Raw genomic sequence first — 19,394 nt, forward strand, 5'->3', positions numbered from 1 at the left:
CCTTGAGCGACGCGAGCGTCTCCAGGTTGCCCGCATAGGTCAGTTTGTCCAGATTCACGACCGGCTCATCGCTTTGCGCGATCCAGTCGAGTACGAAATTGGCGCCAATGAAGCCCGCGCCGCCGGTAATCAGGATCATGGCAAGTTGAACTCACTTGTTGATTCAGATGTGTGCACACCTACAAAAAGCATGCCAAAACCGGCTCGCGCGATCGACTGAAACGACACGCTGAAAAGTAGTGTCCACGTCGAAGCGATGGCGAGCGAACACGCTGCGCGCTCGCGCATGGTTCTACTTTCTCGAAAAAAATTCGAGGCCACCCGCACCGGCAGGCCATGCGACGTTCGATGCCGTCGAACACGACGCCACGGTCCTGGCAAGAGCACTCAAAAGGTGCCGCCTCGTGCATTTCCGCGAATGTGCACGCGCAATCGAAAGGCCACAGGCGCCCTCCAGGCGCCATCCGGATTTTTTCGCGAAGAAGTAATGCCATGCGTTCGGTCGCGCTGCACAGGCGGCTGTCTTTCGCACGGCATTCACGCGATCAGTGGCACTACTTCCGAGGCCTGCCCATCCGCATGAAAACGCGAGCGATTTGGCATGGTTTTTGTGTGCAAGTGAATAAGCAAGTGAATTCACTTTGCACACCCCTCTCAAGGATCGATCCGCCATGCCCATACAAAGACTCCAGACCAACGCCCGCATGAGCCAGGCCGTGATCGCCAACGGCTTCGTCTTTCTCGCAGGCCAGGTGGCGAGCGACACCGCCGCCGACGTCGCCGGCCAGACCGCGCAGATCGTCGCAAAGATCGACGCGCTGCTGAAAGAAGCAGGCAGCGACAAGACGCGCATCGTGCAGGCCACGATCTGGCTGGCCGACCACAAGACCTTCGGCGAGATGAACACGGTGTGGGACGCATGGGTTCCGGAAGGCCATGCACCGGCGCGCGCCTGCGTCGAGTCGGCACTGGCCTTCCCGCCCTACACGGTCGAGATCGGCGTCATCGCGGCCGTCTGAAGGAGCACCCGCCATGCATACCGTGGTCCTCGGCGCCGGCGTGGCAGGTGTTGCTACCGCCTGGTATCTTGCCGCGCAGGGGCGGCAGGTGACGGTGATCGACCGCCAGCCGCTGCCTGCCGCGGAAACCAGCTATGCGAATGCAGGCATGGTGGCGCCGGGGCACTCCTACACCTGGGCCTCGCCGCGGGCACCGGGCATTCTCTGGCGCTCGCTGCGCGACGACAGCCAGGCGCTTCGCCTGAAGCTCAACCCCGATCCGCGCATGTGGACCTGGTTGTGGAAGTTCATGCAGAACTGCACGGCCGAGCGCTCGCGCCTGAACACCAGCCGCAAGCTGGTGCTGTGCCGCTACTCGCAGGGGCTGCTGCAGCAACTGACGACCGCAGAGGACCTGGCGTACGAGCGCATCAGCCGCGGCGCGCTGTACCTGTACCGCGACGAAGCCTCGTTCGCGCGCGGCAAGGCGAACATGCAGATCCTGGCCGACGGCGGCATGCGGCTGGAGCTGCTGGACGGCGACGGCGTGGTGGCGCAGGAACCCGCGCTCGCCGATGCACGCCCGCACATCGCCGGCGCCATCTATTGCCCGAGCGACGAGAGCGGCGACGCGCGCATGTTCACGCGGGCGCTCACCGAGCGCTGCCGCGCGGCGGGCGTGAGCTTCATGATGGATGCGAACATCCAGCGCATCGAAGCCGATGGCAGCCGCATCCGCGCCGTGCACACCGACCAGGGCGCCGTCGCCGCCGACGACTACGTGCTGGCCATGGGCAGCTATTCGCCGATTGCCGCGCGCCCGCTCGGCTACCGGCTGCCGATCTATCCGGTCAAGGGCTACTCGGTCACCTTCCCGACCGACACGCGGCACCGGCCGCCTTCGCTGGCCGGCGTCGACGAGAACAACCTCGTGGCCTGGGCCCGTTTCGGCGACCGCCTGCGCTTCACCGCCACCGCGGAATTCAGCGGCTACGACACCCGGCACGCACCGGCGGACTTCGGCCCGATGCTGCGCGTGGCCCGGCAGCTGTTCCCCGACGGCGCGGACTACGACAAGCCTGACTTCTGGGCCGGCCTGCGTCCGATGACCCCCGAAGGCACGCCCATCCTGGGCAAGAGCCGGCACGACAACCTGTACCTCAACACCGGCCACGGCCACATGGGCTGGACCATGGCCTGCGGCACGGCACAGATCGTGACCGACATCATGAACGGCCGCACGCCGGCCATCGACATCACGGGAATGACCTTGCGATGAACCACACAGCGACCCTGGGCGAGAACTACACGATCCTGCCGTTCGCGATGGACGAGGGCGTGATGGCGCGGGCCGCCATCGGCCTGGTGGTGCTGGAGACCGACCAGACCATCGAGCACGAGTGGCGCCAGATCATGCAGCTGCCCGGCGTGGCGTACTTCGAGGCGCGCCTGCCGAGCCCGGCCGACATCGGCCTGGCCTCGCTCGCGCGAATGGAAGCGCACATCACGCCGGCCACGCGGCTCATCGTGCCCGACGTGGAGCTCGACGTGGTCGCCTTCGGCTGCACCTCGGGCTCGATCGTGATCGGCGAGGACAAGGTGTTCGCGCAGATTCGCCACGCCCGCCCGGGCGTGGCCTGCACCACGCCGATCACGGCCGCCATGGCGGGCCTTCATGCACTGGACGTGCGCAGGACGGCGCTGATCACGCCTTACGTGCATTCGGTCAACGAGGTGTTCAAGCAGCACATCGAGGCTGGTGGCATCGAGGTGCCGCGCATCGCGACCTTCAACCACGCCAACGACAGCGAGGTGGCGCGCATCGACCGCGCCTCGCTGCGCGCGGCGATTCTCGCGGCCGGCGCACAGGCCGACGTGGACGCGGTGTTCGTCGCCTGCACCAGCCTGCGCATGGCCGACCTGACGCGCGAGGTCGAGGAAGAACTCGGCAAGCCCGTGGTCTCGAGCAACTGTGCGATGGCCTGGCATGCGCTGCGCCTGGCCGGTGTGCGCGATTCCCTTCCCCGCTTCGGACGCCTGTTCGAAGTCTGACCTTCATTTTTCTTACGCCCCATGAATCGCAGATCCGAAGCCGTCCTGAGCGTCCTGCCGCGCACCCTGCGCCGCGCCGGCATGACCGTCAACGACGTCCACAAGCGCCTGAAGGAAATGGTCATCGTCTACCGGATCAAGCCGGGCGAGCGCGTCAACGAGGGCGAGCTGGCGGAAGAACTGGACGTGAGCCGCACGCCGCTGCGCGAGGCACTGCACCGGCTGGTGGCCGAGAACATGCTCACGCTGGTGCCGAACCGCGGCTTCTACGGACGGCAACTCGAACGCCAGGAGGTCTTCGACCTGTACGAGCTGCGCGGTGCCATCGAGCTCGCGTCCGTCAACCTGGCACTGCAGCGCGCGGCGCACGACGACATCGTCCTGGCGCGCGACGCCTGGCTGGACGTGATGCAGCACACCGCCGCGATGTCCACCTACCAGTTGCTGGAGGCGGACGAGCAGTTCCACCTGTCGATCGCGCGGCTCTCCGGCAACCAGGAGATCGCGAAGTCGCTGCAGGCCGTCAACGCCCGCATCCACTACTTCCGCTGGAGCGACCTGGAGGGCAAGAGCAAGGCCATGGAAGAGGAACACCTGGCGCTGCTCGATGCCCTGCTGCGCCGCGATGCACCGCTGTGCCGCGACGTCATCAGCGGCCATGTGGCGCACCGCATGGAAGACATCGTCCAGTTCATCCAGCACAGCGTGGTGCGGCTGTACGCCGGGCACATGTAGGCGGCCTGCGCCACTCGCACCCCTCATCGCACACCGATTTTTTCAAAACCTGGAGTACGCCGTGATCAAGCACTTTTCGTCCCGTCTTCTCGTCGCCCTGCTGCTCGGTGCCGGACCTGCCGGCGCCTTCGCCCAGGGCACCGTCAACGTGGGCGCGGTGCTGTCCCTCACGGGCGCCAGCGCCACCATCGGCGAAGACGTGCGCCGCGGCATCATGCTGGGCGTCGACCAGGTGAATGCCAAGGGCGGCGTGCTCGGCAAGAAATTCAACGTGATCGTCGAAGATTCGGGCGGCAACGCGACGACGGCGCTCAACGCGGCGCGCAAGCTGGTCGGCGTGGACAAGGTGCCGGTGGTGATGGGCGAATACTCCTCGAGCATCACGCTGCCGGTGGGGCAGTACCTGGTCAAGGAAGGTGTCACGCACCTGAACATCAACAGCAGCAGCATCAAGCTGAAGGACCTCGGCCCCACCTCGTTCGGCCTGCTCGGGCTGGAGAACTACGCCAACAGCTTCTCGGCCTCCGACACCTACGCGCTGGGCTACCGCAAGGTCGCGGTGATCGCACCCAACAACGCCTACGGCCAGGGCGTGCTGCAGGGCTACAAGGAAGCTTTCGAGAAGCTGGGCGGCAAGGTCGTCACCGAGGTGCTCTATGCGGCGGGGCAGTCCACCTACCGCCGCGAGCTCGAACAGATGTCGCGCAGCAGTCCGGACGCCTTCGTCTACACCGCCTACGGCCAGGAGGCCGCGGTGATCAACCGCGAAGCGCACGACCTGGGCCTGCGCAAGACGCCGTGGTACGCCATCCTGCTGAGCATGTGCGTGTCCGACACGCCGCCCGAGATCGCGAACGGGCAGCTCGGCATGGAACTCGGCGCGGTGCAGGGTCCGGCGGGCAAGGCCTACGCCGAAGCCTTCACCGCGAAATACAAGGAAGGCTTCAAGACCGCCTACACCGGCTATGGCTACGACGCCGTGCTGATGACCGCGGCCGCGATGGAGAAGGCCAGGTCGGTCGATTCGGCCGCCATCCAGGCCGCGCTCAAGGAGCTCGGGCAGTCGTACCCGGGCGTCACCGGCGTCATCAGCTTCGACGCCAACCGGCAGCGGCTCAACCCGCCCTATGACCGGCTCAAGTACGAAAACGGAAAGATCGCGCAGCGCTGACCGGCCCCGCCCACCGCACAAGGCCACCGACATGTTCCAGTTCCTGATCGACGCCCTCCTGCGCACCGCGGACCTCGCACTGGTCACGCTCGGGCTGAGCATGCTCTACGGGCTGGTCAAGTTCCCCAACATCGCCCATGTGCAGTACGCGATGTTCGGGGCCTATGCGAGCTATGCGCTGTATGCAGCGGGTGCGCCGCTGATCGGCGCGCTGCTGATCGCGAGCGTCGTCACGGGCGTGCTGGCGCTGGGCCTGCACCTCTTGATCTTTCGCCGGCTGCTGCGCGCGGGGCCGTCCATTTCGATGGTCGGCTCGCTGGCCGTGTCGATGCTGGCCATCGCGCTGATGCAGGGGCTGGCCGGCTCGTTTCCGCGCATGTTCAAGCTGGGCCATGCAGCGCCGCTGACCATCGCCGGCGCCCACATCTCGTACACCCAGTTCTACTTCGTCTGCACGACGGTGGTGCTGCTGGTGCTGGTGACGCTGCTGCTGTTCTACACGCGCCTGGGCCGCGCCATGCGCGCGCTCACCAACAACGCCGCGCTGGCCAATGCCTCGGGGCTGAACGCGGAGCGCATCACCTTTCTCGTGAGCTTTGCGAGCGGCATGGTGGCGGGCCTGGGGGGCAGCATGCTGTCGCTGTCGACGGGGGCTCACATCAACCTGGGCAACGACCTGCTGCTGCCGGTTTTTGCCGCGGCCATCCTGGGCGGCCTCGGCAACCCGATGGGGGCGATTGCGGGGGCGCTGCTCATCGCAGTGACCGAGACCGCCGTCACCAACCTCAACTTCGGCTTTCTCTTCGGCGTGGACATGAAGTTCCTGCCCGTGACTTACATCAACGCCGCCTCCTTCCTGATCCTGCTGCTGGCGCTGCTGTTCAAGCCCTACGGGTTGTTCGACCGCGAGGTGCGCCGTGTTTGACTTCCTCGTCTTCTCGCTGACCGTCGCAGGCATCTATGCGCTCATGGCGCTGGGCCTGAACCTGCAGGCGGGCTATGCGGGCCTGATGAACTTCGGCCACATCGCGTTCGCAGGCATCGGCGCCTACGCCACGGGCATCGCCTTCTCGCTCGGATGGCCGCCGCTGGCCGGCGCCGCCCTCGGCGTGCTCGCGGCGATGGCGCTGGGCTGGTGCATCGCGCGCGTCGGCAACAAGCTGGCCAGCGACTACTGGGGCATCGCCACGCTGGCGATCGCCGAGATCCTGCGCACCATCGCGACCAACGAAGACTGGCTCACGGGCGGCGCCAACGGCATCAGCGCCATTCCCTCGCTGTTCGATGGCCTGGGCCGGCCGTGGAGCGGGCTGGCCTTCCTCGGGCTGGTCGCGGTTGCCGTCACGGTGTGCGCTCTGCTGTGTCACCGGCTGGGCGATGGCCGGTTCGGCCGTGCATTGCGGCTCATGCGCGAGGAGCCGCAGCTCGCGGCCTGTATGGGATACGACCTGCGCTCGCTCAAGTCGCGCACGCTCATGGCGGGCGCGGCCGTCACCGCGCTCGGCGGCTCGCTCTATGCCCACTACATGAGCTTCGTGAGCCCCGACTACATGTTCCCCGCGGAGACCTTCCTGCTGTGGACGATGGTGATGATCGGCGGCGTCGGCAGCACGGCCGGCGTGCTCGTCGGCGTGCTGCTGGTGCAGGCGGCGAACGTGCTGGCGCCCTTCGCCCGGGAGGTGCTGGGCTTCGGCTCGGACCAGGCCGGCGCACTGCGGCTGGGGCTGATCGGACTCATCCTGCTGGCCTGCCTGATGTGGCGCAGCGAAGGACTGGTGCCGGAAAAGATCCGGAAGATGCCATGAGCGCACAGTCCCTCGCCCTGCTGGAAGTGAAGGCCGTCGCCAAGGCCTTCAGCGGCAACCACGTGCTGCAGGACGTGAGCTTCAACGTCGCGTCCGGCGAAATCGTCGGCCTGCTCGGACCCAACGGGTCGGGCAAGAGCACCCTGCTCAACACCATCAACGGCTTCGAGACGATCGACCGGGGTGCGATCCGCCTGGCCGGCAATCGCATCGACGGGCTGCCGGTCCATCGCGTGGTCGCGGCGGGCATCGGGCGCACCTTCCAGCTGCCCTCGATGCCGCGCAAGATGTCGGTGCTCGAGGTGGCCGTGGCGGCCGCCACCGCGCACCACGGCATCTGGGCCACGCTGACGCGCAGCGCCGCGGCGCGCCGCACCGAGCAGGCCGCGCTGAGGAAGGCCGGGCAGTTGCTCGACCAGCTGCTGCTCTCCACCGTGCGCGACCTGCCGGCCGCCGCGTTGTCCGGCGGACAGAAGAAGCTGCTGGGCATCGTGTGCGCGCTGATGGCAGAGCCCCGGCTGCTGATCCTCGACGAACCGACGGCCGGCGTGCACCCCAACCTGCGGCGCGACATCGTGCGCGCCCTGCAGGCCCTCAATGCCCAGGGCATGACGCTGCTGATCGTCGAGCACGACATGCAGTTCATCCGCGAGGTCTGCACGCGCTGCGTCGTGCTGGACCGCGGCCGCATCGTCGCCGACTGCCGCCCCGACGAACTCGTGCGCAACGAGGAAGTGGTGCGCGCCTACCTCGGGCGCGCCGAAGAGCCCGAGCTCGAGGAGGCGCTCCCATGATCGAGGTCAAACAGGTCGTTGCGGGCTACACGGCCGAGGTCGACATCCTCAAGGGCATCACGCTGCACGCCGCAAGGGCGGAGATCGTGACGCTGCTCGGGCCGAACGGCTGCGGCAAGTCGACGCTGCTCAAGAGCATCGCCGGCTTCGTGCCGCCGCGCAGCGGCGCGGTGCTGCTCGAAGGCCAGGATGTTTCGAGGATGCCGGCGCACGACAAGATCCGCCGCTGCGGCCTGGGCTTCGTGCCGCAGACCGAGAACGTCTTCAGCGCGCTGACGGTGCGCGAGAACATGCTGGTCGGCGGCCACTACCTGGGCAACACGCACTGCGAGCAGCGCATGCGCGAACTGTGCGCGCTGTACCCGATGCTGGGCCGCAAGCTCGGCGCGCGCGCCGCCTCGCTGTCGGGCGGCGAGCGGCAGATCCTGGCGCTGGCGCGTGCGCTGATGCCGCGGCCGCACATCCTGCTGCTGGACGAACCCTCGGCCGGGCTCTCGCCCAAGATGCTGCAGGAGGTCTTCGAGGCCATCGCGGAGATCCGCCGCAAGGAGGCCGTCACGATCCTGATGGTCGAGCAGAACGCCATGGAGGCGCTGCGCATCTCGGACCGCGCCTACATCCTGTCGATGGGCACCGTTGCACTCTCCGGCACGGCCCGCTCGCTCATGCACGACCCGCAGGTGCGGGAACTCTATCTGGGCAGGCCGTCGCCGTGACAACCGCGCGCGCGAGGCCCGCCAGACATCCGCCCGGCGGTCGCGATCCGACCTCGGGCCCCGGACTCTTTATCGAGGAGGAACGGCCATGACCACAGCGTCCACGCAACCCACGCAATCCACGCAGCAGGCGAGGTCCTACGAGAACTTCGTCATCGTCATCGCGCCGCTGCTGAACAGCGTCAGCGGCATCGCGATCGATCTCTACGCGCCCAGCATGCCCTCCATCGGGCGCGAATTCGGCGTCAGTGCGCTCGTGATGCAGGGAAGCATCTCGATCACGCTGATCGCCTACGCAGTGGGCCAGCTGTTCTTCGGCCTGATCGCCGACGGGCGCGGCCGGCTGCCGGCCATCCTGCCGGGCCTGGCGCTCTTCATCGCGGGGAGCCTGGTCGCGATGCTGGCCGGCGACATCACGCAGTTGCTCATCGGCCGGGCGATGCAGGGCTTTGCCATCGGCGCCTGCCAGGTGGTGGCGCGGGCGCTGCTGGTGGACAACATCCAGGGCGAGCGCTTCTATGTCGCCGTGGTCTACCTCAGCCTGGCCTGGGGCCTGGGCCCGGTGCTGGCGCCCTTCATCGGCGGGCTGGTCGAGCAGTACGCGGGCTGGCGCTGGAACTTCGCGCTGTATGCGGGCTACAGCGCGCTGCTGCTGGCGCTCAGCTTCAGGCTGCAGGAGTCGCTCCCGCCGAGCCGGCGCAAGAGCCTGCGCCAGTCGCTCGGCGGCTATGTGCTGATCCTGGGCAACTCGCGTTTCCTGTCGGCGACGCTGGCGCTCGGGTGCAGCCTGTCGGTCTTCCTGATCTGGAACATCATCGGCCCCTTCGTCATCCAGGACCGGCTGCAGCAAAGCCCCTCCTACTTCGGCACCACCGCGCTGCTCGCGGGCATCTGCTACCTCGCGGGCACGCTGCTCAACCGCACGCTCATCCGCACCGTGAGCGGCCGCACGTTGATGCTGGCCGGGCTCGGCGCCTGCGTGCTGGGCATCTTCGCGATGCTGTGCACGCCCGGCGCGCTGGTGCTGCCGACCCTTTTGGCCGGCGTGATGCTGACGAACTTCGGCCAGGGCCTGCTGTTTTCCAACGTCGTGGCGCTGACCATGACGCTGTACCCCGACCGTGCCGGCGCCACCGCGAGCCTGCTGGGCTGCGGAATGATGGTCTGCGCGGGTGCCAGCTCCGCGCTGGTCGGCCATCTTCCTGTCGGCACCAACCTGTCGGTCTCGCTCCCGTTCGCCGCGCTGCTCGTGCTGCAGGCCCTGGGCATCTGGGGCGCACTCCGGTCCACCGCCTTGCGCAAGGCTGTCGATCATGAATGCCAAGTTTGACGCCCGCAGCCTGGACCACCGGCTGCTGCAGACCCTGCGGCAGCGGGCGGTGGCTGCGGTGAATGAAGGGTGCAGCGTGGCCCAGGTCGCGCTGGTCTACGGCCTGAACCGCCGCACGGTGTTTCGCTGGGTCGCCGATTACCGGCGCGACGGACCGCAGGCCCTGCTGGCCAAGCCCATTCCCGGACGGCCCAAGCGGCGCGATGCGAATGCCGCCGCGTCGGAGCCGATGTTGCCGGCGCGCAGCGAATGAGCACTGCGGCCCCCCGGGGCGCCCGTTTTTCCCGGTGCAACGCAAGCCCCGGAATGTCACCTCAGGTCACGTTTTGGTGCAGGAAAACAGGGCACCCGGCGCCTGTGAAACCCGCGCATGCGGTGCGCCCGCACACCGCCCCGTCCGCAGAAAAACGTGTTGTCCCGGATACCGAGAAAGTAGAGCCACCTGCCCGCCATTCGGCCCAGAGAATGGAATTCCAGAGATTGGTGTGACATAACTTTCCAACCCGATGTGGCAATTGATTTACACCCTCGATGCGTCAATCATTTCCTCTGCTGCGGTGCAACACATGGCATATATTTTGCTAAATTGAATAGTCATTTGTTTACAATTTTTTCGCCCATCAAAGCCTATTTCATTGCGAATCAGGCAATGAACCGACGCGTCAATAAAGAGCCATTGATTTTCTGCAGGAAGAACAATTCCATTTCCGCCAATCACGAGCGGGGATGCCGTAGAGGAGACTTTCTTTAACCCTACGTTATAGGATGAATGAAAATGTCTTGGAATGAAGCACTGATCGACGAGGAAATTACCATCTTGCAAAGAATTCGCTCCGATGTGGGAGCGAGGGTATTGCCCCAGCGGCTTTACGAGGAATTCGTGAAGACCTACAAGAAGATTTCCACCGAGCTGGTGATCTTCGACGAAGAAGGCAATGTCTGGCTGACCCAGCGGCCGAGCAAGGAAAGGCAGCCCGACGAGCCCTTCGCAGGGCAATGGCACAACCCCGGTGTCATGCACAATTTCAACGAATCCATCGACAACGCGTGGGAGCGGCTGTGCAAGGACGAATTGGGAACCGACGTGGTGGCCGACGGCCCTCAATTCATCAAGATTCTCGAATTCAGCGAATCCAAGCGAGGCCATTACCTGTCGCTGCTCTATATCACGCGCTACCGCAGCGGCAAATTGACGAGCAGCACGCCCTCGGGGTTTTACAAGCCGAGCGACCTGCCGCAACCGATCTTCGAGCCGCACGAGAAATTGATCATTCCCGAGGCGATCAAGGCGGCGGCCTCCCTCGGGTGGCTGCAATGATGCGGTCCGGACCGCGCAAGGCCCGGTATACCGGCGCCTTTTCGGTCGCCCCGACGATTTTCGACGAGCGGGGCGAACTTGACCTGGACGGCCAGAAGCGCTGCATCGATTTCATCATCGAGGCGGGTGCCGACGGCCTGTGCATATTGGCCAATTATTCGGAGCAATTCTCCCTGTCGGACCGCGAGCGGGAAATTCTCGCCATCACGATCTTCGAACACGTGGCCGGGCGCGTGCCGGTCATTGCCACCACCAGCCATTTCAGCTCGCAGATCTGCGCCGAACGCAGCAAGCGCGCCGCGCTGATGGGGGCGGCCATGGTCATGGTCATGCCGCCGTACCACGGCGCCACGATCCGGGCCAGCGAGGCCGGGGTGGCGGAGTTCTACCGGCGCGTGGCCGACGGCCTCGACATACCGATCATGTTGCAGGACGCCCCGATGAGCGGCACGCCGCTGTCCGCGGCCTTCCTGGCGCAGCTCGCGCACGACGTGCCGGCGGTCTGCTATTTCAAGATCGAGGTGGCGCAATCGGCCGGCAAGCTGCGCGAGCTGATCCGCCTGGGCGGCGACGCCATCGAAGGGCCCTGGGACGGCGAGGAGGCGATCACGCTGTTCGCCGACCTGGAAGCTGGCGCGACCGGCGGCATCCTGGGCGCCGGCTACCCTGATGGGCTGCAGCCGATCATTCGCGACTACCTCGCCGGGAACCGCGAGCAGGCGATGCGCGGCTACGAGCGCTGGCTGCCCCTCATCAACTACGAGAACCGGCAGTGCGGCCTGCTGGCCAGCAAGGCGCTGATGAAGGCCGGCGGAATCATCCGCTGCGACATGGCGCGGCATCCGATTCCCGCGCTGCATCCCGCGACCGAGGCCGGGCTGATCGAAATCGCCCGGAATCTCGACGCGATGGTCCTGCGCTGGGCGCGTTGACCCCCGAAGAAAGGCACTGCCCGTGATTTCCCAGACCATCAAACAGGTTCGTGCCTACACCTTGCGTGGCGGCGGGGCCGACTACCACGACCAGTCCGACGGGCACTGGATCGACGACCACATCTCCACGCCGATGAGCAAGTACCCCGAATACCGCCAGAGCCGGCGCAGCTTCGGCATCAACGTGCTCGGCACGCTGGTGGTGGAAGTCGAGGCGAGCGACGGCACCGTGGGCTTCGCGGTCACGACCGGCGGCGAGCCGGGCGCTTTCATCGTGGAAAAGCACCTGGCGCGCTTCATCGAAGGGGCCAGGGTCACCGACGTCGAGAAGATCTGGGACCAGATGTACCAGTCGACGCTCTACTACGGCCGCAAGGGCATCGTGCTGAACACGATCTCGGCGGTGGACCTCGCGCTCTGGGACCTGATGGGCAAGCTGCGCCAGGAGCCGGTGCACCAGCTGCTGGGCGGCGCCGTGCGGAACGAACTGCAGTTCTATGCCACCGGCGCGCGCCCGGACCTCGCCAAGCAGATGGGCTTCATCGGCGGCAAGCTGCCGCTGCAGCACGGCCCGGCCGAAGGCGAGGAAGGCCTGCGGCGCAACCTCGAGAAGCTGGCCCACATGCGCGAGCAGGTCGGCCCCGACTTCTGGCTGATGTACGACTGCTGGATGAGCCTGGACCTCAACTACGCCACGCGGCTGGCGCACGCGGCGGCCGACTTCAAGCTCAAGTGGATCGAAGAGGCGCTGCCGCCGGACGACTACTGGGGCTATGCGGCGCTGCGCAAGAACATGCCGGCCGGCATGATGGTCTCAACCGGCGAGCACGAGGCCACGCGCTGGGGCTTCCGGCTGCTGCTCGAGATGGGCTGCTGCGACATCATCCAGCCCGACGTGAACTGGTGCGGCGGCCTCACCGAGCTGATCAAGATCTCGGCGCTGGCGGACGCCCACGGTGCGCTGGTGGTGCCGCACGGCTCGTCGGTCTACAGTTATCACTTCGTCATCACCCGGCACAACAGCCCGTTTGCCGAGTTCCTGATGATGGCGCCCAAGGCCGACGAGGTGGTGCCGATGTTCAACCCGCTGTTGCTCGACGAGCCGATTCCGCACCAGGGGCGCATGTCGGTGAACCAGCTCGACAAGCCGGGCTTCGGGGTGCGCCTGAACCCGGAATGCATGCTCGACCGGCCCTACAGCCATTGAGGGCGCGCCAGCGATGCCGGTGCGATCTTTCAGGCTCCAACTGAACCCGGGCCAGGCGGCGGAATACCGGCGCCGGCACGACGCCCTCTGGCCCGAGCTGGCCGCACTGCTGCGGGAGGCCGGCATCGAGGACTACCGCATCTTTCTCGACGAGACGGACGGCGCGCTCTACGGCGTCATGCACTACCGGCGCGACGACCTGCTCGAAGCGCTGCCCGGCTCGCCCGTGATGCAGCGCTGGTGGGCTTACATGGCGGACATCATGCAGACCCACCCCGATCATTCGCCGGTCAGCGTCGAACTGCTGCCGGTCTTCGCGTTGACGCCCGAACCACTCGCCTGAAGGAGCACCCCATGCTGCTGGCCGACAAGACCGTGATCGTGACTGGCGCCTCGCGCGGCATCGGCCGCGCCGTCGCCCTGGAATGCGCGCGCCAGGGGGCGCGTGTCGTCATCGGGCACAGCGGCAGCGCCCAGGGCCAGGCAGCCGCCTTCTCGCTGATGGAAGAAATCTCCGGCTTCGGCGGCGGCAGCATCGAAGTGGGCAGCGATGCCGCCGACCTGGACACCGGGGGCCGGCTGGTCGCGGCGGCGCTCGACGCCTTCGGGAGCGTGGACGTGTTCGTCAACAACGCCGGCATCTGCCCCTTCCACTCCTTTCTCGACATGCCGCGCGAGACCTACCTGCGCACGATCGACACCAACCTGAACGGCGCCTACTTCGCGGTCCAGGCCGCCGCCAACCAGATGAAGAAGCAGGGCAAGGGCGGCGCCATCATCGCCGTGAGCTCGATCAGCGCGCTGGTCGGCGGCGGCATGCAGACGCACTACACGCCGACCAAGGCCGGGCTGCATTCGCTGATGCAGTCCTGCGCGATCGCGCTCGGGCCGTACGGCATCCGCTGCAACACCGTGCTGCCGGGCACCATCGCCACCGACATCAACCAGGAAGACCTGGCCGACGAGGAAAAGCGCGCCTACATGATCCGGCGCACCACGCTGGGCCGCCTGGGCGTGCCCGAGGACATCGCCGGCCCGGTGGTCTTCCTGGCCTCGGACATGGCCCGCTATGTCACAGGTGCCGCGCTGCTGGTGGACGGCGGCATGTTCGTCAATCTGCAATGACGCCCGAACTCTGGCGGGAAGCGCCCGAAGCGGGTGCTGGCATCTACACCGGACCGATCGTCGATTCGCACATTCACCTGTTCGACCCCCGCCGTCCGCAAGGCATTCCGTGGCCGCCGAAGGACGATGCGATCCACCGGCCGACGCTCCCTGCGGACTACTTCGCCGTGTCGAAGGAACACGGCATCACCGGCGTCACCGGTGCCATCGGCGCCATCGCCGTCGAGGCCAGTCCCTGGCGCGACGACAATTTCTGGCTGCTGGAGACGTTGCGCGACGATCCCCGGATGCGCGGCTTCGTCGGCAACCTGGTGCCGGGCGCCGACGACTTTCTCCCCACGCTGGAACGGCTGGCGACCGAGCCCTTGTTCCTTGGCATCCGATGCGGCAACCTCTGGGACCGCGACCTGCGCGAGGATGTTCGCAACCCCGCCTTCATCGACGGCCTGCGCGCGCTGGCCGAGAGCGGCCGCAGCCTCGACAGCGCCAACCCCGATGCGCGATTGATCGAAGCCCTGCTCGAGATCGCCCACCAGGTGCCGACGCTCCGGATCGTGGTCGACCACCTGCCCGGCGCCGTCGTCCCGGCGGCCCAGGAACAGACCTTCCTGCACAACCTGCGGGCGCTGGCGGCGCATCCCGGCGTGTTCGCGAAGATTTCCCAGATCCCCGTGAACGCAGACGACTCGGCACAGGTGCGCAACCGGTTGGACACCCTGTGGGCGCTGTTCGGCGAAGACCGGTGCCTGTTCGGCAGCGACTGGCCCAACAGCCTGCATGCGGCCCCGTTTCGCGACGTCCTGGGCTCGGCCCTGCGGTTCATGCGGGACCGGAGCGCGGCGGCGAAGACGAAGTTCTTTTCGACGAATTCGGCGCGCGCCTACCGTTGACATCACCGAGCCCCAGGTGATGAACGCCTGGGTTCGCGCCATCGAGCGTGGCGCAGTTCGAGGCACCGATGCGGGCCTGCGGGATGACGCAGGCTTTGAGGGCTGGCAACAACGATTGCGCGGTTCTTGCAATCAAAAGCATCCAGAAAACCGGCCTCTGAAGATACGATCCATCGGTGCCCAGAGGGGGGCGCGAGGGCGGTGCGCATGGCACCGGTGAGCGGATCGGAGAAAAAAGCAATGAAAACGACACTTGCTGCGCTCTGGAGCGCGGCTGTTTTTTGCCTCGGACTGGCGGCGTGCGGTGGAGGCGGGGGGAGCGGCGGCGGAGGCGGCCTCGGCGCGCCGCCGGCCTTCGGTGCCGATGCGCCCTCGAGCTCCGCCATGCTCCGGGCACCTGGCGATGAAGAAGCACCCTCGCTGACAGCGCAGGCGGCGACCAGTCCCGGTCTCGACGTGCAAGCCGTCACCTCGCGCCTGAACGCCGAGGACCCACGCAACGGCATCTACTACGTCTACGCCGCCGACGGCACCAATGGCACCCGGCAAAAGCTCGGTGTCAACTTCGGCACCAGGAGCTATACGTTGACGGACAGCCAGGGGCGCGCCACGTCCGGCACCTTCAGCGAGGATGCAACGGAACCCGGCACCTACGTCTTTGCGAGCGATCGCATCACGAGCACCGTCAACACGGCCCGTTTTCGCCTGACCCCCGATGCCATCGTCGGCGCCTTTCCCTTCGAGAAGCCGTGGTCGAACCCCGTCAGCTACCAGGTGATGCCGTTCGTTGCGGCACGTGCCTTCGTCACCGACCCGGCACAACTAGCCGGTACCTACAACCGTTTCGGCGTCAGCCGCAACAGCAACGGCACCTCGGACTCGCAGATCCTCGCCATGCGGATTTCGGGAGGCGGCCAGACACTGGAGATGTGCTTCGACAACACGATCTACCGAATCGAGTCGTGTCCGGTCGCTTCGAAGCGGACGTACGCCATCACGGCGTCGCCTGACTTCGTCTGGACCGCCATCAACATCGTCTCGCCCAGCGATCTCCTGCAGTTCCGCATGGCCCGCATCGGTGGGCAGAACGTCTGGCTGTCGGGCGGCTACACCGACGCGGCACCCAATGTCCATGTGTTCCGGGTCGGGTTGCAGGACTCTCCCGACTGGCCAAAGATCAGGTACATCGGCGCATCGACAGAGGGCAGCTGGGGGAGCAATGTCTTCGACGCCACGACCTCCGTACGCACCGCGATCACTCCGGAAGGTGTCACCGGCGAGCTCAGCCTTCCCTTTGCCCCGATGGGTGGCCCGCAAGGCATTCGGAGCCTGAACGCCACGGGGCAGAAGAAGTACTACGCGATACAGAACGGCGTGCTCTCCGTCATTGTCGGCACGCGCAATCCGGACACTCAGGGCTACATCCAGATCAATCTGTTCAAGGAAGCGCTGGATGCGCGAAGCGGGCGCTACACGGTGTTTGCAACCAATGGCACCGAGCAGGCTCTGGACATCGACTTCGATACCCGGCGCTACACGATGACCGCACCTGGTGGAGACGCTACGACAGGAAGCTTCAGCGAAGATCCGAACGACCCCGGCACCTACATCTTCGCAAACGAACGCATCACGACTGCATTGAACACGGCGCGCTTCAGGACCAAGAGCGGCGCCATCGTCGGAGGTTTTCCATTCGCCCTCTTCAAATCGGTCCCCGTTGTCTATGCGGTCCAGCCCTTTATCGCCGCGCGCTCCTTCGTGACCGACAGGAGAGAGTTGGCTGGCACCTACGACGTGATCGTTGCGGCGGGCGGCAGCAACAACCTCACGCACCCGGGCGCCTACTGGCAGTTCTACATCGATGCGGCGGGAACAGTCGCAAGGCAATGTCACCCCACAACTGCAGCCTGCCTCCCCGCGGCGAGCTTGGGCGACTACGCCATCTCACCGGGCATGTCGCCCGGCATCTGGCTGTTCACCCAGAACGGAAAGGCGTCTTTCGCGGTACGAGTTGCCCATATCAATGGCCGAAGAGTCATGCTGCAGATTTCGGAATCCTATTCACCGTACGTTGATCCAAGCTCCCCCCTTTTCCCATACCCGATCTGGATGCTCACGACAGGCCTTCAGCAGCCGACGGACGTAGCGTCCCCGGTGTACTGGCCTGCGATGCGCATGCATATCGCCTCGACGGGGGGCACCTTCGGGACCGCATACGTCGATGCGACCCGCTATGCGACCAGCTATTCACGGCCAGACGGTACTCCAGGCTCGCTGGCCCTAGAAATGCAGGGCGTCTCCGGCAACTTCCAGGTGCGAGAAGGCATCGACAGCACCGGAAAAAGGTACCAGCTGGCCCAGAACGGTGTCATCGCGCTCATGCAGGCCGCCCCGCCCTTCGACAACCTGCACATAGGCCTGGCCGACTGAACCATCCGGCTCCTTCGATCCAGTCTGCGAAAATCGCGGGTTCTTGGAGTCCCCCGTGTCATCACCTTTCGTTGCCGAAACCCGCCGCCGCCGCACCTTCGCGATCATTTCCCACCCTGACGCCGGCAAGACCACGCTGACCGAAAAGCTGCTGCTTTTCTCCGGCGCGATCCAGATTGCCGGCTCGGTGAAGGCGCGCAAGGCCTCGCGCCACGCCACCTCCGACTGGATGGAAATCGAAAAGCAGCGCGGCATCTCGGTGGCCTCGTCGGTCATGCAGATGCTGTACCGCGACCACGTCATCAACCTGCTCGACACGCCCGGCCACAAGGACTTCTCGGAAGACACCTACCGCGTGCTCACCGCCGTCGACTCGGCGCTGATGGTGATCGACGCGGCCAACGGCGTGGAAGCGCAGACGCGCCGGCTGATCGAAGTCTGCCGCCAGCGCGACACGCCCATCATCACCTTCGTCAACAAGATGGACCGGGAAGTGCGCGAGCCGCTGGACATCCTGGACGAAGTGGAGCGCGAGCTCGGCATGCCCTGCGTGCCGATGACCTGGCCCGTAGGCCAGGGCAAGAGCTTCCGAGGGATCATGAACCTGCGCACGCAGACGATGACGGTGTTCGAGTCGGGCAGCGAACGGCTGCCGCACGACTTCGAGACCATCCCGCTGTCGGACCGCGAGAAGCTCACCCAGCGCTTCGGCGCCGATTTCGAATCCGCCATGGACAGCATGGAGCTGGCCACCGGCGCCTCGCCCACCTGGGACCGCGAAGCCTTCCTGGCCGGCAAGCAGACGCCCGTGTTCTTCGGCTCCGGCGTGAACAACTTCGGCGTGATGGAAGTGCTCGACGCGCTGGTCGACCTGGCGCCGCAACCGCAGTCGCGCACCAGCACCACGATGGTCAACCGCCAGCCCGTGGTGAAGGAGATCCAGCCCGAGGACAAGGACTTCGCGGGCGTGGTCTTCAAGGTACAGGCCAACATGGACGCCAACCACCGCGACCGCATCGCCTTCGTGCGCATGGCCTCGGGCAAGTACACACCGGGCATGAAGCTCAAGGTGCAGCGCACCTCGAAAGAACTGCGCCCCACCAGCGTCGTGACCTTCATGAGCCAGCGCCGCGAAGCCGTCGAAGAGGCCTATGCGGGCGATATCGTGGGCTTCACCACCCACGGCGGCGTGCAGCTGGGCGACACGATCACCGATGGCGCGAGCCTGCAGTTCACCGGACTGCCCTTCTTCGCGCCCGAACTGTTCATGACGGTGATCCTGAAGAACCCACTGCGCACCAAGCAGCTGCAGCAGGGCCTGGCCCAGCTCGGCGAAGAAGGCGCGATCCAGGTGTTCCGCCCCGAAGTCGGCGGGCCGATGCTGCTGGGCGCTGTCGGCCAGCTGCAGTTCGAAGTGGTGCAGCACCGCCTGAAGGCCGAGTACGACGCCGACGTGCGGCTCGAAGGCTGCCAGTACACCGGCGCGCGCTGGATCACGGCCGACACGCCGGCCGAGCTGCGCGAGTTCGTCAACGCCTACCCGGTGCGCATGGCCAAGGACGCGGCCGACACGCTGGCCTTCCTGTGCACCTCGCCCTACGACGTGCGGCTCGCGCAGGAGCGTTTTCCGAAGATCCACTTCCATCCGCTGCGGGAGCATGCGGGGCTGGCGCTGCAGAGCGCGGGTTGAGCGAGCGTCGAGCGAGGCAGTGAGCCGGACTGTGAATTCGCATAGTCCATCCGCGCAGTAGGTCATTCCGGTTACGATTGGCGACACAAAACACCGCGGTCCCGTGAGGCTGCGGCAGATCGTCGATTTACACGCGGGGGGAGACTGATGTTCGCTATCGGTTGGTCGAAGTCGCTGTCGAGTGCAGCGCTGGTGTGTCTG

The 19,394-nt window shown here is 66.1% G+C and carries 20 protein-coding genes; 19 read left to right on the forward strand and 1 reads right to left on the reverse strand.

All coding sequences use genetic code 11. The features are described from left to right. Positions 1-139: NAD-dependent epimerase/dehydratase family protein (locus NU688_RS31580; protein WP_257864974.1), on the reverse strand; the 139-nt coding region annotated here is incomplete at its 3' end. A gap of 532 nt (positions 140-671) precedes the next feature. On the opposite strand from NU688_RS31580, the gene NU688_RS31585 reads away from it, so the two are divergent. The 19 genes from NU688_RS31585 to NU688_RS31675 all read left to right on the forward strand — a co-directional run bounded on the left by NU688_RS31585 (position 672) and on the right by NU688_RS31675 (position 19,193). Further along, positions 672-1,019 carry a RidA family protein gene (locus tag NU688_RS31585; RefSeq protein WP_257864832.1) on the forward strand — a complete coding sequence of 116 codons (348 nt, stop codon included), beginning with the start codon at positions 672-674 and terminating at the stop codon, positions 1,017-1,019. Positions 1,020-1,032: 13 nt separating this feature from the next. Beyond that, positions 1,033-2,277: a D-amino acid dehydrogenase gene (locus tag NU688_RS31590; RefSeq protein ID WP_257864833.1), complete on the forward strand. Its 1,245-nt coding sequence runs from the start codon at positions 1,033-1,035 to the stop codon at positions 2,275-2,277. Continuing rightward, positions 2,274-3,050, forward strand: a complete 777-nt coding sequence (locus NU688_RS31595) for an Asp/Glu racemase (RefSeq protein ID WP_257864834.1) — start codon at positions 2,274-2,276, stop codon at positions 3,048-3,050. The genes NU688_RS31590 and NU688_RS31595 overlap by 4 nt, the downstream gene beginning before the upstream one ends. A 21-nt stretch (positions 3,051-3,071) precedes the next feature. Further along, positions 3,072-3,785, forward strand: coding sequence for a GntR family transcriptional regulator (locus NU688_RS31600; protein ID WP_257864835.1), 714 nt, complete (start codon positions 3,072-3,074; stop codon positions 3,783-3,785). Between the two features lie 61 nt (positions 3,786-3,846). After that, entirely contained in the window at positions 3,847-4,956 is a 1,110-nt protein-coding gene (locus tag NU688_RS31605; protein ID WP_374684716.1) for an ABC transporter substrate-binding protein, read from the forward strand. 31 nt (positions 4,957-4,987) lie between these two features. Further along, complete coding sequence (locus NU688_RS31610) at positions 4,988-5,881, forward strand: branched-chain amino acid ABC transporter permease (protein WP_257864836.1); 894 nt, start codon at positions 4,988-4,990, stop codon at positions 5,879-5,881. Next, positions 5,874-6,761 carry a branched-chain amino acid ABC transporter permease gene (locus tag NU688_RS31615; RefSeq protein ID WP_257864837.1) on the forward strand — a complete coding sequence of 296 codons (888 nt, stop codon included), beginning with the start codon at positions 5,874-5,876 and terminating at the stop codon, positions 6,759-6,761. The genes NU688_RS31610 and NU688_RS31615 overlap by 8 nt, the downstream gene beginning before the upstream one ends. Continuing rightward, positions 6,758-7,555: an ABC transporter ATP-binding protein gene (locus tag NU688_RS31620; RefSeq protein ID WP_257864838.1), complete on the forward strand. Its 798-nt coding sequence runs from the start codon at positions 6,758-6,760 to the stop codon at positions 7,553-7,555. Before NU688_RS31615 ends, NU688_RS31620 begins: the two co-directional genes overlap by 4 nt. Continuing rightward, positions 7,552-8,271: an ABC transporter ATP-binding protein gene (locus NU688_RS31625; protein ID WP_257864839.1), complete on the forward strand. Its 720-nt coding sequence runs from the start codon at positions 7,552-7,554 to the stop codon at positions 8,269-8,271. The genes NU688_RS31620 and NU688_RS31625 overlap by 4 nt, the downstream gene beginning before the upstream one ends. Before the next feature lie 88 nt (positions 8,272-8,359). Further along, positions 8,360-9,601 carry a multidrug effflux MFS transporter gene (locus tag NU688_RS31630; protein ID WP_257864840.1) on the forward strand — a complete coding sequence of 414 codons (1,242 nt, stop codon included), beginning with the start codon at positions 8,360-8,362 and terminating at the stop codon, positions 9,599-9,601. After that, a complete protein-coding gene (locus NU688_RS31635) occupies positions 9,585-9,854 on the forward strand; it encodes a helix-turn-helix domain-containing protein (RefSeq protein ID WP_257864841.1) in 270 nt (89 codons plus the stop codon). The genes NU688_RS31630 and NU688_RS31635 overlap by 17 nt, the downstream gene beginning before the upstream one ends. Positions 9,855-10,376: 522 nt before the next feature. Beyond that, entirely contained in the window at positions 10,377-10,919 is a 543-nt protein-coding gene (locus tag NU688_RS31640) for an NUDIX hydrolase (RefSeq protein ID WP_257864842.1), read from the forward strand. After that, positions 10,916-11,851, forward strand: a complete 936-nt coding sequence (locus NU688_RS31645; protein ID WP_257864977.1) for a dihydrodipicolinate synthase family protein — start codon at positions 10,916-10,918, stop codon at positions 11,849-11,851. The genes NU688_RS31640 and NU688_RS31645 overlap by 4 nt, the downstream gene beginning before the upstream one ends. A gap of 22 nt (positions 11,852-11,873) precedes the next feature. Beyond that, positions 11,874-13,058, forward strand: coding sequence for an L-rhamnonate dehydratase (rhmD, locus tag NU688_RS31650; RefSeq protein ID WP_257864843.1), 1,185 nt, complete (start codon positions 11,874-11,876; stop codon positions 13,056-13,058). Between the two features lie 13 nt (positions 13,059-13,071). After that, complete coding sequence (locus NU688_RS31655) at positions 13,072-13,401, forward strand: L-rhamnose mutarotase (protein WP_257864845.1); 330 nt, start codon at positions 13,072-13,074, stop codon at positions 13,399-13,401. Positions 13,402-13,412: 11 nt separating this feature from the next. Next, positions 13,413-14,183, forward strand: coding sequence for an SDR family NAD(P)-dependent oxidoreductase (locus NU688_RS31660; RefSeq protein ID WP_257864846.1), 771 nt, complete (start codon positions 13,413-13,415; stop codon positions 14,181-14,183). After that, complete coding sequence (locus NU688_RS31665) at positions 14,180-15,073, forward strand: amidohydrolase (RefSeq protein WP_257864847.1); 894 nt, start codon at positions 14,180-14,182, stop codon at positions 15,071-15,073. The genes NU688_RS31660 and NU688_RS31665 overlap by 4 nt, the downstream gene beginning before the upstream one ends. Positions 15,074-15,313: 240 nt before the next feature. Then, on the forward strand, positions 15,314-17,503 hold the full coding sequence (locus NU688_RS31670; RefSeq protein WP_257864848.1) for a hypothetical protein: 2,190 nt from the start codon (positions 15,314-15,316) through the stop codon (positions 17,501-17,503). Positions 17,504-17,558: 55 nt separating this feature from the next. Continuing rightward, the gene (locus NU688_RS31675; RefSeq protein ID WP_257864849.1) at positions 17,559-19,193 is read left to right on the forward strand and encodes a peptide chain release factor 3; all 1,635 of its coding nucleotides are present in this window, start codon (positions 17,559-17,561) and stop codon (positions 19,191-19,193) included. Positions 19,194-19,394 lie beyond the last annotated feature (201 nt).

This window comes from Variovorax sp. ZS18.2.2 (assembly GCF_024701975.1).
Classification (GTDB): domain Bacteria; phylum Pseudomonadota; class Gammaproteobacteria; order Burkholderiales; family Burkholderiaceae_C; genus Variovorax.

Coding starts and splice junctions, on each gene's coding strand:
- NU688_RS31640 (WP_257864842.1), top strand. CDS start 10,377: ATGTCTTGGAATGAAGCACTGATCGACGAGGAAATTACCATCTTGCAA.
- NU688_RS31585 (WP_257864832.1), top strand. CDS start 672: ATGCCCATACAAAGACTCCAGACCAACGCCCGCATGAGCCAGGCCGTG.
- NU688_RS31670 (WP_257864848.1), top strand. CDS start 15,314: ATGAAAACGACACTTGCTGCGCTCTGGAGCGCGGCTGTTTTTTGCCTC.
- NU688_RS31630 (WP_257864840.1), top strand. CDS start 8,360: ATGACCACAGCGTCCACGCAACCCACGCAATCCACGCAGCAGGCGAGG.
- NU688_RS31655 (WP_257864845.1), top strand. CDS start 13,072: ATGCCGGTGCGATCTTTCAGGCTCCAACTGAACCCGGGCCAGGCGGCG.
- NU688_RS31645 (WP_257864977.1), top strand. CDS start 10,916: ATGATGCGGTCCGGACCGCGCAAGGCCCGGTATACCGGCGCCTTTTCG.
- NU688_RS31595 (WP_257864834.1), top strand. CDS start 2,274: ATGAACCACACAGCGACCCTGGGCGAGAACTACACGATCCTGCCGTTC.
- NU688_RS31625 (WP_257864839.1), top strand. CDS start 7,552: ATGATCGAGGTCAAACAGGTCGTTGCGGGCTACACGGCCGAGGTCGAC.
- NU688_RS31610 (WP_257864836.1), top strand. CDS start 4,988: ATGTTCCAGTTCCTGATCGACGCCCTCCTGCGCACCGCGGACCTCGCA.
- NU688_RS31590 (WP_257864833.1), top strand. CDS start 1,033: ATGCATACCGTGGTCCTCGGCGCCGGCGTGGCAGGTGTTGCTACCGCC.
- NU688_RS31660 (WP_257864846.1), top strand. CDS start 13,413: ATGCTGCTGGCCGACAAGACCGTGATCGTGACTGGCGCCTCGCGCGGC.
- NU688_RS31635 (WP_257864841.1), top strand. CDS start 9,585: ATGAATGCCAAGTTTGACGCCCGCAGCCTGGACCACCGGCTGCTGCAG.
- NU688_RS31600 (WP_257864835.1), top strand. CDS start 3,072: ATGAATCGCAGATCCGAAGCCGTCCTGAGCGTCCTGCCGCGCACCCTG.
- NU688_RS31665 (WP_257864847.1), top strand. CDS start 14,180: ATGACGCCCGAACTCTGGCGGGAAGCGCCCGAAGCGGGTGCTGGCATC.
- NU688_RS31620 (WP_257864838.1), top strand. CDS start 6,758: ATGAGCGCACAGTCCCTCGCCCTGCTGGAAGTGAAGGCCGTCGCCAAG.